At 40.5% G+C, this 17,378-nt stretch carries 8 protein-coding genes; 3 read left to right on the forward strand and 5 right to left on the reverse strand.

The window, feature by feature from the left end:
- Position 1: 1 nt before the first annotated feature.
- From recJ to CNR22_15475, 5 genes are all read right to left on the reverse strand, one after another.
- The gene (gene recJ, locus CNR22_15455; protein ID PBQ33116.1) at positions 2-1,711 is read right to left on the reverse strand and encodes a single-stranded-DNA-specific exonuclease RecJ; all 1,710 of its coding nucleotides are present in this window, start codon (positions 1,709-1,711) and stop codon (positions 2-4) included.
- 3 nt (positions 1,712-1,714) lie between these two features.
- The gene (locus tag CNR22_15460) at positions 1,715-2,428 is read right to left on the reverse strand and encodes a YebC/PmpR family DNA-binding transcriptional regulator (GenBank protein PBQ33117.1); all 714 of its coding nucleotides are present in this window, start codon (positions 2,426-2,428) and stop codon (positions 1,715-1,717) included.
- Between the two features lie 182 nt (positions 2,429-2,610).
- Positions 2,611-7,578, reverse strand: coding sequence for a hypothetical protein (locus tag CNR22_15465; protein PBQ33118.1), 4,968 nt, complete (start codon positions 7,576-7,578; stop codon positions 2,611-2,613).
- Between the two features lie 327 nt (positions 7,579-7,905).
- The gene (locus CNR22_15470; protein PBQ33119.1) at positions 7,906-10,914 is read right to left on the reverse strand and encodes a hypothetical protein; all 3,009 of its coding nucleotides are present in this window, start codon (positions 10,912-10,914) and stop codon (positions 7,906-7,908) included.
- A gap of 238 nt (positions 10,915-11,152) precedes the next feature.
- Entirely contained in the window at positions 11,153-12,568 is a 1,416-nt protein-coding gene (locus CNR22_15475; protein PBQ33120.1) for an aldehyde dehydrogenase, read from the reverse strand.
- 106 nt (positions 12,569-12,674) lie between these two features.
- Between CNR22_15475 and CNR22_15480 the strand changes: the two genes are divergently transcribed.
- The 3 genes from CNR22_15480 (at position 12,675) to CNR22_15490 (ending at position 17,302) form a co-directional block, all read left to right on the forward strand.
- The gene (locus CNR22_15480) at positions 12,675-15,173 is read left to right on the forward strand and encodes an aldolase (protein PBQ33121.1); all 2,499 of its coding nucleotides are present in this window, start codon (positions 12,675-12,677) and stop codon (positions 15,171-15,173) included.
- Between the two features lie 11 nt (positions 15,174-15,184).
- Entirely contained in the window at positions 15,185-16,582 is a 1,398-nt protein-coding gene (locus tag CNR22_15485) for a hypothetical protein (GenBank protein ID PBQ33122.1), read from the forward strand.
- A gap of 96 nt (positions 16,583-16,678) precedes the next feature.
- On the forward strand, positions 16,679-17,302 hold the full coding sequence (locus CNR22_15490; protein ID PBQ33123.1) for a NifU family protein: 624 nt from the start codon (positions 16,679-16,681) through the stop codon (positions 17,300-17,302).
- Positions 17,303-17,378 lie beyond the last annotated feature (76 nt).

Genomic DNA, 17,378 nt, shown 5'->3' on the forward strand with positions numbered 1-17,378 from the left:
TTTATTGACTTACTCTTAAGTCTTCAATAACAAGTTGAATCGTAGTTGCACCTTTAAATTCATTTTCCTGTATTCTGAATATAATGTCCATTGGAGTTTTACGTTGAAAGAAATTTACATAATCTCCTTTATCAAAAGCCAATGCCTGGAAACGAATGTTAGGATTTGATTTTTGAAAAAGCTCCAGTTTTAAATGGTTATTTCCAAAAACCTGTCCCCAGCCGGTATCAAAAACAGATCGGGCGCAAAACAGGGGTGTCATGTTCTCCGGACCATGAGGCGCAAATTGTTTGAGTATCCTTAAAAGCTTATCGGTAATTTCATGTAGTTCCAATTCAATGTCCACTTCAATTTTTGGAATTAACTGATCGGCTGTAATAGACGCCGAAACCACGGACTCAAATTTTGTTTTAAATGCTTCTACGTTTTCTTTTTTTAATGAAAGTCCTGCTGCAAATTTATGCCCTCCGAATTGCTCAAGCAGATCGCTGCATTTTTCGATAGCACTATAAACGTCATATTCTCTCACGCTTCTTGCGCTGCCAGTTACTTTTCCGTCGCTTTCAGTTAATATAATTGTAGGACGGTAATACTTTTCAATCAAGCGCGAAGCAACAATTCCAATCACACCTTTGTGCCAATGTTCGTTGAAAAGAACCGTAGTGCGTTTCGTAGCAGTCAACACATCGTTATCGAGTAATTCAAAAGCTTCCGTGGTTGTACCTAAATCGAGATCCCGTCGTTCTGTATTTGTATCATTTATCGCCGCTGCAAATTTATCAGCTTGCGCATCGTCTTCACAGGTAAGAAGCTCTACGGCTTTACTACCATGATCTATACGGCCTGCGGCATTTATTCTTGGGCCGAGTGTAAATACCAGCGTACTTATGTTTGCCGGATTTTTTTGCTGATTTATATTCAACAATGCTTTAATTCCCGGTCTTGGATCAGAATTTATTTGTTCGAGTCCGAAATAGGCCATCACACGGTTTTCACCGGTTATTGGAACTATATCTGCTGCTATACTGGTAGCAACAAGGTCGAGGTAATTGTAACACTTTTCCTGCGGTAAATTATTTTTTTGTGAATAAGCTTGTATTAGCTTAAAGCCAATGCCTGCGCCACTGAGTTCTTTGTAAGGATACGGACAGTCGTTTTGCTTTTGGTCGAGTATCGCTACAGCCTTTGGCAAATCAGCTCCGGGAAGGTGATGATCACAAATAATAAAATCAATGTTTTTTTCATTCGCGTAATCTACCTTGTCAATGGCTTTTATACCACAGTCTAAAGCAATGATTAAACTAAAATTATTTGCCTCCGCAAAGTCAATGCTCTTAAAAGAAATTCCGTAACCCTCTTTGTAACGATCGGGAATGTAATAGGCAATGTTTTTTATGTGGTCTTTAAAAAAACTGTAAACTAAACTAACAGCTGTAGTGCCATCTACATCATAATCACCAAAAATCAGAACTTTTTCATTTTTAGAAATCGCAAGATTAATACGATCAATGGCAATTGGCATCCCTTTCATTAAAAAAGGGTCATGCAATTGGTTAAGTTCAGGTCTGAAAAAAGTTTTGGCTTCTTCGTAATTCAAAACCTGGCGCAGCTTTAAAAGCCTCGCTACCACCCTGTCTACGTTTAATTTTTCCTGAAGGTTATTTCCATCAGGAGAATCAGTAGTGGATCTTATTTTCCATTGTTTTTCCAAAGTTTAAGCGATATTGTGATAAACAGCCTCAATATCGTCGTCTTCTTCCATCTTTTCAATCATGGCCATTACTTCTGCTTCCTGCTCAGGACTTAATTCTTTGGTAGTGGTAGGAATGTATGTTTTACTGGTTTCAAGTACATTTATTTTCCGTTCTTCTAATGCAGATTGCATTTTTCCAAAATCAGTAAATTGTGTTTGAATAATAAATTGTTTATGCTCTTCATCTAAACCAATATCTTCAAGACCAAAATCTATAAGTTCTAATTCCAAATCATCCTTATTTAATCCCGCAGCGTCAATTTTAAAGAGAACTACACGGTCAAACATAAAGCTTACAGATCCATTTGTTCCTAAAGCTCCGTTAGCGCGGTTAAAATAAAGTCGCACGCTGGCAACCGTGCGTGTAGGGTTATTGGTTGTGCATTCTACCAACACAGGTACTCCATGCGGTGCATATCCTTCATAAATAATTTCTTCGTAGTTACCAGAGTCTTTTTCACTGGCTCGTTTAATAGCAGATTCTACATTCACTTTCGGCATATTAATAGCCTTGGCATTTTGCATGATCATACGCAAACGTGGGTTACCTTCCGGATGCGGACCACCCGCCTTCACTGCAATTACAATTTCACGTCCTATTTTGGTAAAAGCTTTGGCCATTTTAGCGTAACGCTTAAACATGGTGGCTTTACGAGTCTGAAATATTCGTCCCATTCTTTAAAAATTTGATTTACAAAGATAATTTTTTTAGCGTCTTTTCGCAGTGCTGTTCTTAAATTAAACCACAAATTTTAATTGGTTGGAAACCACGCTTTTCCCGCTGTTAATGGGATTAAAGGATCAAAAAAAAGCCTGCCCGGTTTTACCAGGCAGGCTTTTCAAAAGGTTTAAGGTTCTTATTTTGTAACGATTATTTTTTGTTTGATTTCTTTCGTATTTGCCTGACCAACTAAGAAATAAATTCCTGCAGGAAGATCTTGCACCGAAATTTCGCGGGAATTTCTTTCTTCAAGGTTCAACGTTTTCACTACTTGCCCTATGTCATTTATAATTTGTAAAGTAATTTCTGCATCAGCTTTAATAACAAACGATCCATTGTTAGGGTTAGGATAAACTAACAAAGCGGAAGTTTTTGAAAAAGCACTTAAACCTGTACAATCCGACACATCAACGGTTATGCTGGCGGTATTTAAACAATTGTTTGAGTTTTTTACGGTTGCGCTGTAAACGGTTGTTACACTTGGCGAAACACTGATTGTTGAACTCGTTTGCCCCGTGCTCCACGTGTAAGAAGATGTACTTCCCACGGTTAATATATTGCTTTCACCGCTGCAGATTAAAGAACTACTGGCTGCAACAGTCAATGCTGGAAGCGGGTATACAAAAACCATTTGTGTAGATATATTTGTGCTGGTACATCCTGTAAGGGTACTGGTTCCAGTTACTGCATACGTGTCGGTTTGTGATGGCGCAAATGGAAGTCCTTCCGTAGGACCATTTGTCCATGTATAAATATCAGCGCCAGTGGATGTAAATATCACTGTGCTGCCCAAACAAACTCCCGGTAGGTCTACACTCGAAGATACTACTGGGGGTGCATACAAGGGAATGTTTATAGCAAGCGTGTTCGACGTTACACAGCCGGTAGTACTGCTTTTACCTTTTACAGAATAAGTAGCGCTTGCAGATGGAAAAAATGCCACCCCGTTAACTACGCCACCGGTCCATGTATAAGTGTCAGCACCTGAAGCAAGAAGTGTTATGGGTGTACCAATACAAGCTGCGGTTACAGTACTTACAATGGCAAGTTGAGGCGTTGGATTCACAATTAAAGTTTTTGTTTGTGTTGCACTGCATCCTGTCACAGTGCTTGTACCCACCACTGTATAAACAGTGGTTACGGAAGGTATAAAGGCCACGCCGTCAGTAATTCCGCCGGTCCAGGAATAAGTGTTTGCTCCAGAGGTAGTTATTGTTACTGGAATACCTGAACAAACAGTCGGATTGCTAATGCTGATAACAAGTAGCGGTGAGCTGTTAACATTCACGTACTGACTGGATACATTTGTACTGGTGCAACCTGTCAAAGTATTGGTTCCACTTACAAAATAGTTACCACTGTTTAAAGCGACGAATGGAGCGCCATTGATGATTCCTGCATTCCATGTGTAAGTATTTGCTCCAGTACCGTTAAACACAATTGTTGTTCCGGCACACACATTATTATTACTTACTGTGGCTGTTACAGTGGGAAGTGCGTTTATAGTCACCGCATAATAGGCAACATTTTGACATCCGGTAGTAGAATTATATCCAGTTACAGTATAAGTACTGGATCCTGAAGGTAAAAAGGCAGTGCCGTTAGCTACGTTGTTTGACCAGATATAACTATTAGCACCGCTGGCCAGTAAGCTTAAAGTTTGCCCCGCGCACACAGAAGCGCTGCTTGGTGTAATGGTTAAAGAAGGCAAAGGGTTTACCACAATTGTTACAACTGCGTTATTGGTACTTGTGCAGCCTGTCGTAGCATTTGTTCCATTTACAGTATAAGTAGTTGTAACGGTTGGAGTGAAGGATGTACCATTGGTAACTCCACCGCTCCATGTATAACTATTGGCGCCGCTTCCATATAAAGTTGTCTGATTTGAAAAACAGACGCTTGAATTACTGCTGTAGCCATAAACAAATGGTAATTGATAAACCGTTATCGTTATAGCGGTTGTATTCTGACAGCCGCTGGCCGCCGTACCTGTCACCGTATATACAGAGGTAAAGTTGGGTGAAAAAGCAACGTTGTTGGTTACACCGCCTGACCAGGCATAGGTACTAGCTCCGCCCCCGTTTAAAGTGGTAGAGTTACCCAAACAAAACGCGGAACTGCTCGCAGAAGCGGTTACAACGGGTAAAGCCACTACTGTAAGAACTTTCACTGCTGAATTCTGGCAGCCATTTAAATCCGTTCCATTTACAGTATAACTGGCAGATGAAGTGGGTGAGAAGTTCACGTTATTTGTTATTCCTCCCGACCAGGTGTAAGTGCTCGCGCCGCCACCAAACAATGCAATAGGTTTACCATAGCAGGTTACAGTATTAGAAGCGTTAGCCGTTACATTTGGTAATGGATTCACGGTTACGGTTATCATGTTAGAAGTTGTACCGCAGCTGTTTGTACCGTAAACAGTGTAAGTATCTGTAGAGGAAGGACTAAATGCAACGTTATTTGTTACCCCTCCTGTCCAGGTGTAAGATAAAGCACCCGATGCGGAAAGGCTTGTTGAATTGCCCTGGCAAACAGCAGGATTTGAAGCGCTGACAGTAAGCGCAGGTGCATTGATAACTGTAATACTGGCAGTTGCTGTATTCTGACATCCGTTAGCATCTGTGCCTGTTACCACGTAGTTGCTTGAACTAGCGGGAGAAAAAGGTGTATTGTTTGTAATGCCACCAGACCAGCTGTAACTCAAAGCTCCACTTCCAAAAAGCGTGGTCGTATTACCCAAACATACAAGGGAGTTTGTAGCATTTGCAACAACAGGTGGTAGTGAATGAACTATGATTTGTTTCGTTGCTGTATTCTGGCAATTATTAGCATCCGTTCCTGTAACAGTATAGGTAGTGGTTACTGAGGGTAAAAATGCGGAGTTATTAGTAACACCATTTGACCAGCTATATGAAATACCACCGCCACCGTTCAAAGTCGCAGATGTTCCAAGGCATACCGCACTTGAGCTCGAACTTGCAGTAATAGTCGGTAAAGTGTTAACCGGAATAAAAATAGAACTTGTAGCACTTCCGCAAGCATTAAAACCGGTTAAGGAATAGGTGGCTGAAAGTGTCGGTGCAAAAGGAACATTGTCGGAAATACCGCCAGACCAGCTATAGCTGGAGCCTCCACTGCCAAAAAGAGTGATAGAGCTGCCAATACAAGCTGCTGTGCTACTTGCATTTGCCGTAATTAAAGGAGAGGTATTAATAACGGTAACCATCTTGCTGCTGCTATTAATACAGCCGCTGGCGCTTGTTCCTGACACAGAATAAGTTGTGGTGCTGGAAGGACTGATTCCGATAGTTGTACTTGTTGCTGCAGTGCTCCAGGTATAGGTATTAGCACCGCTAACTGTTAGTGTTGCGCTGTTGCTTGTACAAATAACACTCGGACCAGTAATAGATACAGGAGGAAGGGGATTTACCACGATAGCAACAGTGGCGCTGGCGGTACAACCGTTTACGTCGGTGCCGGTTACGGTATAGTTAGAAGTTGCTGCTGGAGCAAAACTTACGCCGTTTATTGCACCGCCTGTCCACGTATAAGTTAAAGCCCCACCGCCTAATAAAATTGAAGATTGTCCGGAGCAAACAGCCGTGCTGGTGGCAAACCCTATCACATTGAGTGTAGAGGCTGGCTGAGTAATACTGGCAACCTGTGCTGTAATACAGTTATTAACGTCAGCTACAATGCAGGTGTAAGATCCCGCGCTGAGTCCGCTGGCCACAGCAGAAGTTCCTCCTGAAGGTGACCAGTTGTATGTGTAGGGCGGAGTTCCCCCACCGGCAGTTATTCCTAACACACCATTACTTGCTCCGTAGCAGGTAAGGTTGGTTTGCGTAGACGTTAATGCGGTTACAGGCGCAGGTTGAGTAAGTACATAAGTGCTAGAATAAGTATTGGATGCAGCATCTGTTGCATAAACGGTATAAGTTGCAACTCCTAAGCCGGTAATGCTGGTTCCTATAACTCCTGTAGACCATGTGTAGGTGTATGGAGCAGTACCGCCACTGGCAGATGCAGTTAATGCAGCATTAGATAATCCGTAGCATGTAATCGAAGCCGTTTTTGTAATAGTTACACCAGAAAGGCGTGTTAGTATAATACGTCCATGTCCTGAATTAGCAGATGCGGTATTAACAGCAGAAGTACCTCCATTGTAAGAAGCGCCACCGCCACCGGTATAGTTAGCGTAAAACGATCCGGAATTCGCTCCACCGCCTCCTGAAAATCCACCGCCGCCGCCGGTTCCCATGTTATCCGATCCTCCTCCTCCGCCGCCGCCAAATCCGCCATCGCCACCTTCATCAGTTCCGTCGTTCCATCTTAAACCTCCAGTGCCTCCATTGGCAGGGGTTCTCCCGCCAGCCGCGCTACTTCCTCCAGCTAAATAGCTATATGAAGTGGAGTTAGCCCCACCGGTTCCATCGGTTAACCATCCAGCGCCACCACCGGCCCAGTAACTGTTTCCTCCGGTATTAACTCCTCCGCCATTTCCTGCAGTGCCTCCTGCAGCACCTGTCATAGAAGGATTTGCAGTAGTGGTAATAGATGCATCTATCGATCCTGAACTGGCGCTTCCGCCCCCGCCTCCGCCTCCAGCTGCTATTAATGGCAGAGGATCGGTTACATTGTAAAAGGCAAACGAACCTCCCCCACCACCTGGTGCTGCATTATCTGCAGGGGTGCCTTGTGTATCATTGCCTTTCTGACCTACAAGAAATTTTACAACTTGTCCGGCAGTAAAGGTAAATACGCCGCTGATATAGGCTCCTAAACCTCCGGGGTATCCAACGGAATACAGTTGCTTACCACCCGCCGCTCCATAGGCTTCCAGTTTATAACTTCCGGAAGAAGGAATAGTAAAGGATTGAATACCTGAAGAAACAGTAACGGATCCACTTAAATTGGTGTTGGTATAAGTGGCATTAGCCATCAATTGGGTAGGACCCGACTGCCCTGTAGCTCCGCAAGGAGTAAAGGTATAACTAACCTGGGCAGTGAAAACTGCAATGGTTCCTAAAAAGAAAAACAGGCTAAACAATGCAGCTCTGCTGTGTGTGCGTAAAATTGGCTTGTGACTGGATTGGTGTTTCATTTGTTGTGTGTTTATTTAACTGCGTTTATTTAGGGTAAAGTGTTTTAAGTAGACATGTTTCGGCCACTTAATTTATGCTGCTTTAGTGAAAATAAAGAGCACGAAAGTTTCCGTAACCTGGATCATGTAATGTTAAAAATGAATTGAAATAGCGATATAATGGGTTTTTGGGTTTCTTGTCTGAAACGCAAAGATAATTCATTTTTAGTAATCAGTGAAAAAATAATGAAAAAGGAGGACCTTTTCAGAGTCCTCCTTTTCAGTAAAAGGGTTATTTGATACTTATTAGATAGGTTGTAGACGGTTTATCAGTCTTCAAACGGAAACTTATTTGGCAATTACTAGTTTTTGTTTTATGAGTTTGCCTTCAGTCTCTCCAATTACAAAATAGATTCCACTAGAAATATCCTGAACAGAAATTTCATGGGAATTATTTTCGTTAACAGGAAGGGTTCTAATCACCTGACCCAATTCGTTTATGATTTGTAAAACGGCGTCAGATTCACACTTGATCGTAAAAGAACCATTATTTGGATTTGGATAAATAATGAATGCAGAACGCGATTCGTGCTCATTTATTCCGGTGCAGGGACTAACCGTTAAAGTATAAACTTTATTAGACACACAACCAACAGAGTTAGTACCCATCACATTATAAGTAGTAGTAATAATGGGATTTACCTGAACCGTAGAGCCGGTTGCTGCTGGGGATGACCAGGTATAAGACCCTGCACCACTGGCTGTAAGTTTAATTTTTTCTCCCTTACAGAATAAGGCTTTTGCCTGGCTAACAGTTAGCGTTGGTAAAGCATTAACGGCAACAACGACGGTTTTTGTAGATTGACAGGAATTAGTACCAACCCCCGTAACTGTGTAAATAGATGTGGCAGTAGGATTTACCATCAGAGTATTAGTAGAGGATGCTGCGTTCCACGAATAAGATACCGCTCCGGAAACGGACAGCAAAGAGGATTCGCCTTCACAAATTGATGTAGGGCTGCTTAACGCAACAAGAGTGGGAGTAGCTTTCATTACAAGACTAACGGTTTGAGTATTTTCGCAACCATTGACATCTGTTCCTATACACACAATAACCATATTAGGTGCTGCATAGTCTTGAAATATATCACCAGTTGAATTATTATTCCATATATACGTCTGGGCTCCCGTAGCTGTCAATGTGATCAAACTTCCAGGACAAACGCTTGAAGAACCGGTGATTGTTACATTAGGTAGTGAAAATACATTCACCGTAACTGTTTCGGTTGTTAAACAACTTCCGGTTCCTATAGCTGTAACTGTAACTATATTCGGACTTGGGTTCAAGGTAACGCTTGTGCCGCTTGTGCCACCAGGAGTCCAGGTATAACCCAGCGCATTTCCTGTAACTGAGAATGTTCCGCCGCCTCCAGGACAAATACCGGGAGGTGGTATAATTGTAACGTTAGGTAGTGGTAGGATATTTATTGAAACTGTTTGCGTCATAAGGCAACTTCCGCTTCCCATGGCTGTGAGCGTTACAATATTGGTGCTCGGGTTTAATGTAACACTTGCACCTGAAACTCCGCCCGGCGTCCAAGTATAGCCTAATGCATTGCCGGCAACCGAGAAGTTAGCTGCACCACCCGGACATACGCTGCTTGTAAGTGCAGTTGTAGCTAAAGTTAAATTAGACACCGAAATAGAAGCAGTACCTACATTACAACCTACCTGCGCAATTACTGAATAAGTAGTAATGGTTCCTGAGGTAATAGATATAGTTGTTGTAGTGGCACTATTGCTCCAAACAGCTTCCGCAATGCTGCCAACACTTAACGTAATGCTACTGCCTGAGCAAGCAATCAAAGGGGCTGGTGGACTAATGGTAACCGTTGCAGGCGGAACAGTAAGTGAAAATTCAGAAGTACTGAAAGTGATATTGTCCAGGTATTTAAAATTAGCCGTCTGGTCGAGATCGTTAGTTACCGAAGGGTCTCCATACATAGATGGCACCAGGTAAGAAGTACTGCTGGGCTCAAGGGCTTCAGCAGCACTATGAGGAAACATCATTTTCCCTGCAATTGCAGAGTTGCAAGAGGTGAAATCTTTAGTTGGAGTCCATGTATCGCTTACTATATTATATGCTTTTCCAAAAAGGTCGGGATTGGTGATGCTTGATCCTAAAGAAGCGGCAGCATTGTCTGTCCATATAAAAAAAATCTTATTTCCATCTGCACTACGCGATGCTTGAGGCGCCTGAGCCTGCACAAAAGTTGTAGTAACACCGAATGCATTAGGGCCACAGTTAACATTACCTAAATCATAGGCCACCCAGAAACCACTTTTTAAAGTGATGTCATACATGTGGTGCCAGTATGTATAATTAAAGGCATAGCTGCTTGAATTTCCCAGAGTGGTTAAAATATGCGGATTGCCATTTGCATCCACAACAAGATCGTGGTTGGTATTCATCGAGGGTAAATTTCCGCTTACGGTATTAGAGGCTACACAACCAAATTTGGTAACGTCCACAACAATTGGACCGGTCCATGAAGTGCCGCCGTTAGTGGTTTTGTACAAAATCGGATACAAGGTTGCGTCCGCAGGACCGCTTCCAGAAAGGTGCCCGGTAAAACAAATATATCCTGTTGTACCCGTTGGATCAAAAGCGATGTTGTAATCTGAAGTCACACTGGAGGGAAAATAGCTGAAGGCAGGTGTTACTGAGTAGTTAAGAGACCAAACAAAATCGGAGGTACTGCTATTCCACACACCCTTATAAATATTGTAACCATTCGTGCTAACCAGCGGCTCGATAGCCCACATAACACCTGCAGATCCTGTTACCAGAGAAGCCGGTAGATAGGTAGTCCCAATACCGTTCTGATTGTAGGTTTCAGTGATTCCGCCACCGCTAAAGTTAGAAACGCCTGATACATCACCGTTAAACGCTGCAACGGCCGTTGCAACGGTTGGAGCTAAATAACTTAAATAAGCATTTGCTGTGTTCGTATTTGCTGCCGGATTGTAAATGGCAACATTTGGATAGCGCCCGTAACTAGAACTTAGAGGATTTACAGGCCCCTGATTTGAGGTCCACGAACTACCTCCATTTGTGGAAACATCAAATCTTAAATTACCGGAGTTGCCCCCAAATGTTGCAACATGATGACGATGAATGAATACAATACTGTTCAGAGCTTTATTGGCAGCAATGGCACTGCTATTGTTCCTGAATAATCCAACCATGTTGGTGGCGGAACTTAAACTTGCCGTTGTGGCGCACTGGCCAGACGTCTTGTTTTGCAGGATAAATCCGAAAACAAGCATCAAAATTACAGAGTAGTTTTTTTTCATGAATGAGGGTTTTATTGGGTTATACAAAAATGGAGATAGATAAAAATAGTAAATCCCGTGACATAATCACTGTTTTTTAACGAAAACACTACTGTAAATGAAAAAAAGTAACCGGGTGCCAGTCGTGTTTCTTTAAAATTTTCTCAAAATAAGAGTGAGAAGATTCTCGCTCTCCCTCTGCAAACAGAGTTAAACATAGGCTCTGGTGCACATCTCAATTACTAAAACGTTTTAAATTTTATTTCACCAGAACCTTCGCCTCCATCATATCGTGAATGGCATATTTTACTCCTTCTCTTCCAAGTCCGCTTTCTTTTATGCCTCCATAAGGCATCTGATCAAAACGTAAAGTAGGTACATCGTTATGAATCACACCGCCCACTTCAGCGTGTCTGTATACGTAATCAAGCTCCGCTATTGAATCGGTAAATACACCGCACTGTAAACCGAATTTTGTATCGTTTATTTTTTTTACAGCGTCTTCTATCTTACCGTTATACTTTTCAAGACAAATTACCGGGCCAAAAACTTCTTCGTCATAAACTTTCATTCCTTTTTTTGTACCACTTAAAATGGTGGCCTCGTAAAAACTTCCTTTTCTTCGTCCACCACTCAAAAGCTCTGCACCCTTTTCAACAGCTTCATTTACCCAATCTTCCACGCGTATAGCATTTTCTTCATCTATCATCACAGAAAGTTTTGTTTCTTTTTTTAAGGGATTTCCAGTGACAAGGTTTTTTGTTTCAGCCTGCATTAATTTTACGAAGTCTGCATAAATTTTTTCATGTACAAAAAAGCGTTGAGCATGAATGCAAATTTGTCCGCTATAAGAAAATGCTCCCATCACGCATTTTTCAATAATTTTTTTGTAATCACTTTTATCGGAAACAATAACCCCTGCGTTTCCGCCGAGTTCTAATACCACTTTCTTTTTACCGCTTTGTTTTTTTAATTCCCAGCCGATGTCAGGCGAGCCGGTAAAGCTTAATAGTTGTATGCGTTCATCGGTCACCAATAAATTTCCGGTCTTTCGGTCCATCGGTAAAATAGATACAGCGCCTTTAGGAAGATTAGTTCTTGTAATTATTTTGGCAAGTTCTAAAGTAGAAAGTGGAGTAGAGGATGCCGGTTTTAAGATAATCGGACAGCCTGCCGCAATCGCCGGCGCAATTTTATGTACTGCCAAATTCATTGGAAAATTAAAAGGAGAGATTCCGGCAACAATGCCAATCGGAAAATAATTTACAATGCCTTCTTTGTTTTTTCCATTCGCTGTCCAGTCAAGACTCATATATTCCTTAGGCAAACGTTTACATTCTTCGGCAGCAATTAAAAAGGTTTGAATAGAACGTTCAATCTCCGTAAGAGCATAAACAAAAGGTTTTGCGCTCTCAATGGCAAGTACTTCGGCCAGGCGCTTTTTATCCTTTTCGAGTTCATCCGAAATAAATTTTAAAGCTGTATATTTTTCCAGGGAAGATAATTCCTTGCATAAAGACTTTGCTTTCTCTGCAGACTTTATAGCCTTATCCAAAATAGTTTTATCGGCAAGGTAAGTTATAGCATAAGTTTTGCCTGTGAATTTATTTTTAACCGGATGTTCGGAAGCATTCGCAAGAAATTCTCCGCCACAGAAAAGTTTATAATGGATCATAATTTGTTCTTTAAAATCAACACTTAATCTTATTTCCCCTAAGTTAAGCAAAGTTTATTTTTTTCAACCTGCGTTTATAATTTTTTTGATTTACTTTGCCCTCGTAATGAGCACCATAGAAATAAGTCCACAGTTTGAACAAGTATTAAATTTCGTGAATCGCACGGATCAGATCATTTTTTTAACTGGGAAAGCCGGTACAGGTAAAACAACTTTATTAAAGTATATCAAACAAAATACTTTTAAGCAAATCTCCATCGTAGCACCTACAGGTGTTGCCGCCATTAACGCCGGTGGATCTACCATTCATTCCTTTTTTCAATTTCCTTTCACTCCTTTTTTACCGGCCTTAAAAGAAAGTGGCGAAATTGATTCGACAAAAAACCTTCCTACTTTAAAATACAATTCGCAACGGCTGGCTATTTTCAGAAGTCTTGAATTGCTGGTTATTGACGAGATCAGTATGGTGCGCGCCGATCTGTTAGATCAGATGGATGTCACACTTAGGCATACCCGAAAAAAATGGCATCTGCCTTTTGGTGGCGTGCAGGTTCTGTTAATCGGCGACATGTACCAACTTCCCCCGGTTGTTCAGCAGGAAGAATGGAAATTCTTAAGCGAAATTTATCCCACCGCTTATTTTTTCGATAGCCTGGTCATGCGTAGAAATCCGCCGGTCTATATCGAGCTGGATAAAATTTACCGCCAGAGCGAACAAACTTTTATCGGACTTTTAAATAAAGTGCGTAATAATAATCTCGACCTGGAAAGTTTAGATCTACTTAACTCACATTACAAAGCCAACATTACCAAAGAAGACTACCGCGATAATATTACACTTACCACTCACAACCGAAAAGCGGAAGAAATAAATTCCCGAAATCTGAAAGAACTCGAAGGCAAAGAGTATAGCTTCCGTTCAAAAGTAGATGGCATCTTTTCCGATCGCAATTTTCCTGCCGACGAAGTGCTTGTTTTAAAAAAAGGAACCCGTGTAATGTTCCTTAAAAACAACAGCGAAAAAAATTATTACAACGGAAAAATAGGAATTGTTTCCTATATCGATAACGAGAAAATAAAAGTTAAGTGTGATGAAGATCACTACGAAATTGAAGTTGGAAAAGAAACCTGGTCCAACGTCTCATACAAAGTTGATAAATCAACCAAACATGTTAATGAAGAGGTTCTTGGAACCTATACACAATATCCCTTGCGGCTCGCCTGGGCAATAACAATTCATAAAAGCCAGGGCCTAACCTTTGATAAGTTAATTATTGATGCGGCAGAATCTTTTAGTGCAGGGCAAGTATACGTAGCTTTGAGCCGTTGCAGAAGTTTAAGCGGGCTAACCTTAAGTTCTCGCATAAGCAGAACAAGTTTGATGAACGATAATAACATTCTGAACTTTGCCACAACCAAGCAAAACAACGAACAGGTAAATTCTATTTTTTCTTCGTCACAACGTTCTTTCATTAAAACTGTTTTAGTCAATCTTTTTGATTTGTCTGATCAACTTCAGATACGTAAAGATCTTGGAGGCGTTCTTCAAATGTACAACGCTCGTATGAATGCCGATGGCCTTAACTGGTCAGCAACTTTTTTCTCAAGGATAGAATCAATTAACGAGGTTTCAAACAGATTTAAATTTCAACTTTCAAATCTTATTGATAACGCATCTAGTCCGGAAACAGACGAAACTTTACAAGCAAGATTAAAGCAAGCTGCAGTTTATTTTGAAGTGGAATTAAAAAAAGCTACTGATGATCTTAAGAACTGCAGTTTGAATACAGAAAGCAAAGAAGCAGCTACTGAAGCTAACGAACTTCTACAGCTTATGTTTGACGGGCTTTTTCAAAAGCATGCATTGATAAAAACATTAACAGGCGGATTTTTATTTTCAGATTTTGTAAAAAATAAATTGAAGCTGGTTTTCCCCGATTTTAAACTTAACATTTACGCCAGCTCAAAAAATACAAAAGTTTCGGTGGATGTTAAATACCCCGCTCTTTACCGTGAGCTGATATTGAAGCGTGATGAGATTTGTAACGATAGTCATAAACCCATTTACCTGGTAGCCAGCAATAAAACTTTAATCGAACTCACAAATTATCTACCCGATACGCCTGATCGTTTGCTGCGTATATCCGGTTTTGGTGAGGCTAAAGTAAATGCTTTTGGAGATGAGTTTCTTCATATCATTAAAGGTTACATGAATGAGCATGACCTCGAAACAAATATAGCGGCTCTTAATACCAGTAAGGAGAAGAAAACGAAAAAAAACGCAAACGATGGCGAGGAGAAACCAAAAAAAGTAAATACAAAAGAACAAACATACCTTCTTTACAAACAAGGTATAAGCGTAGAAGAAATAGCAAAACAGCGGGGTGTTACTACTAGTACAATTCAGTCTCACCTTGTTCCATACATCACTACTGGCGAAATTATTATTGATGACCTGGTAAGTAAAGAGAAACAAAAATTAATTTTAAAGGCCCTTGAAAAATTTAGCTATGAAGAGGGACTTAATCCAATAAAGAGTAACTTGCCCGATACTATTTCTTTTGCAGAGATCCGTTATGTGATGGCTCATCGTTTAAAAGACTAAAATAACAAACCATGAAACACTTTTTTTTAATTGCATTGGCCTTACTGGCGTCAGATTTTAAGGCAGCACGAATAATAATTAATGGCAATGTGCAACACACAAAAGTTAAAAGTTTAACCTATAGTTTTAATCGCGGGGTTATTCGGTACGAGGAAGTAAAAAAGACAACGACGATTGATAAAAAAGGAAACTTTAAAATTGTGTTGGATTTAAGCACACTTACAAGAATCAGTATTGTTATCGATGAACAATATACCTCGCTTCATCTTCAGCCAGGCGACAGCATTGGAATGAAAATAGACTATCTGGATTTTGATAAAAGCATCGTTTTTTCCGGAAAAAACAGTAGCAAAAATAATTTTGAAAAGGAATTTGGAGAGAAATTTATTCTGGGACATGAATCGGAGATCTATCAACAAAATGCTTATCGTAAAGCTGTACCTTTCGCCAATTACTGTGATAGCATGCTAAAAGCAAAACTTCATTTTACCGACACTTACAGAGAAAAACTAGATCCGGTTTTTGCAACCAACTTTAAAAAAAATCTCATGTATGCAAATGCCTCCGATAAATTAGACTATCCTGGAATGTGGGTTTACCTCAAAAAATTGAAAGACACCCTTCCGGAAATGCCCTACTCGTATTTTGATTTCGTTAAAGAGTTTTCTTTAGACACGGATAGTTTACTTAAAACAGAATCAGGTTTTGATTTTTTGAAATCGGTTTGTGATCACTATGGAAATTACCTCGAACGAACTTCGGGTAAAACTTTAGATTATTATGGAAAGATGCAGATAGCAGAAAGTATGGTTAAAAACGAAAGGAACCTTTTAGCCTACAATTCTCACCTCGTTTTGTCCGCTCTCGAATATGGAAAATTTGTTGAAGCAGAAAAAATATATCTCTCGTATGAACTTAAAAATCCAAATTCAATGTATCTGACCGAGCTAAAGGATACTTACACTAAAATAAAATCTATTTCTCCCGGACAAAATGCTCCAGCCTTTACATTGTTGGATGATGCTGGTAAAAAAGTGAGTCTCTCTGATTTTAAAGGGAAAATTATTTACCTCGATTTCTGGGCAAGCTGGTGCGGACCATGTGTTAGAGAGCTAGCCTTCTCAAAGAAAATAAAACCAGAGTATGAAGGTAAGGACATTGTGTTTCTTTACATCTCTATTGACGAAGATGAAAAAAGCTGGAAAAATGGAATTACCAAAAATGAGATTCATGGCGTAAACCTGATTGCGCCTTCCTTTGATAATGCGCTTTGCGATAGTTATAACGTTAAAGGAATCCCTTCGTATTTTTTAATTGGAAGGGATGGAAAAATCATCGACAATAATCCGCCAAGACCAAGCGAAGAAGAAGCTTTAAAAAAGCTACTGACTTCGGCCCTCGAAAAATAAATACAGAATACAAAAAATCTAAAAATAGTTCCTGCGCCCGTTCTCGCGATAATTCGTCGCGTTGAATAGGAGTTATTTTAGTACCTTTATCCCGCTATGAATATTCAAGAGATCCCTTATATAATTTATGCGGAAGAGACACCAAACCCTTCCAGTATAAAATTTGTTGCCAATAAACTTCTGCTTGTTAGCGGAGCTTCAGCCGAATACCTGTCTCCAACCGAGACTGCTGATGCCCCTATTGCGCAAAAATTATTTCAGTTCCCTTTTGTAAAACGTATTTTCATCCAGTCAAATTATATCACCATTACAAAACAAGATGCACTGGAGTGGGAGGAGATTCGCGATGAATTACGCGTTTTTATTACAGACTATTTAAATAAAGGAAACGTTATAGTAAATAAACTTCCCGAACAAAAAGTAGCAAAAGATTCTTCATTTAAAGAAACTGTTTCCATCAACACTCAACACACTGCACCAGGCAACGATGTTGAAAATAAAATTATCGAGGTCCTCGAACAATATATCCGTCCAGCTGTAGAGCAGGATGGAGGGCTCATCACTTTCAAAGAATTAAAAGATGGCATTGTTACGGTTCAGATGCGCGGGAGTTGCAGCGGTTGCCCTAGTAGCACTATGACGTTAAAAGCCGGAATAGAAGCGCTTTTGAAAAGATTACTGCCCGACGATGTAAAACAAGTGGTTAGCGAGGCTCTTTAATTTAAAATCCTGAAAAAAGGAGAATCAATTGATCAAACACCCGAAGAAAACTTCGAAACCCGAAACCAGAAATAAG

It is taken from the genome of Sphingobacteriaceae bacterium (assembly GCA_002319075.1).
In the GTDB taxonomy this organism is placed as follows: domain Bacteria; phylum Bacteroidota; class Bacteroidia; order B-17B0; family Aurantibacillaceae; genus Aurantibacillus.

What these genes read in the sequence shown, in the direction of transcription:
- CNR22_15465 (PBQ33118.1), bottom strand. Translation starts at nt 7,578, where the DNA reads ATGAAACACCAATCCAGTCACAAGCCAATTTTACGCACACACAGCAGA.
- CNR22_15475 (PBQ33120.1), bottom strand. Translation starts at nt 12,568, where the DNA reads ATGATCCATTATAAACTTTTCTGTGGCGGAGAATTTCTTGCGAATGCT.
- CNR22_15470 (PBQ33119.1), bottom strand. Translation starts at nt 10,914, where the DNA reads ATGAAAAAAAACTACTCTGTAATTTTGATGCTTGTTTTCGGATTTATC.
- CNR22_15490 (PBQ33123.1), top strand. Translation starts at nt 16,679, where the DNA reads ATGAATATTCAAGAGATCCCTTATATAATTTATGCGGAAGAGACACCA.
- CNR22_15480 (PBQ33121.1), top strand. Translation starts at nt 12,675, where the DNA reads ATGAGCACCATAGAAATAAGTCCACAGTTTGAACAAGTATTAAATTTC.
- CNR22_15485 (PBQ33122.1), top strand. Translation starts at nt 15,185, where the DNA reads ATGAAACACTTTTTTTTAATTGCATTGGCCTTACTGGCGTCAGATTTT.
- CNR22_15460 (PBQ33117.1), bottom strand. Translation starts at nt 2,428, where the DNA reads ATGGGACGAATATTTCAGACTCGTAAAGCCACCATGTTTAAGCGTTAC.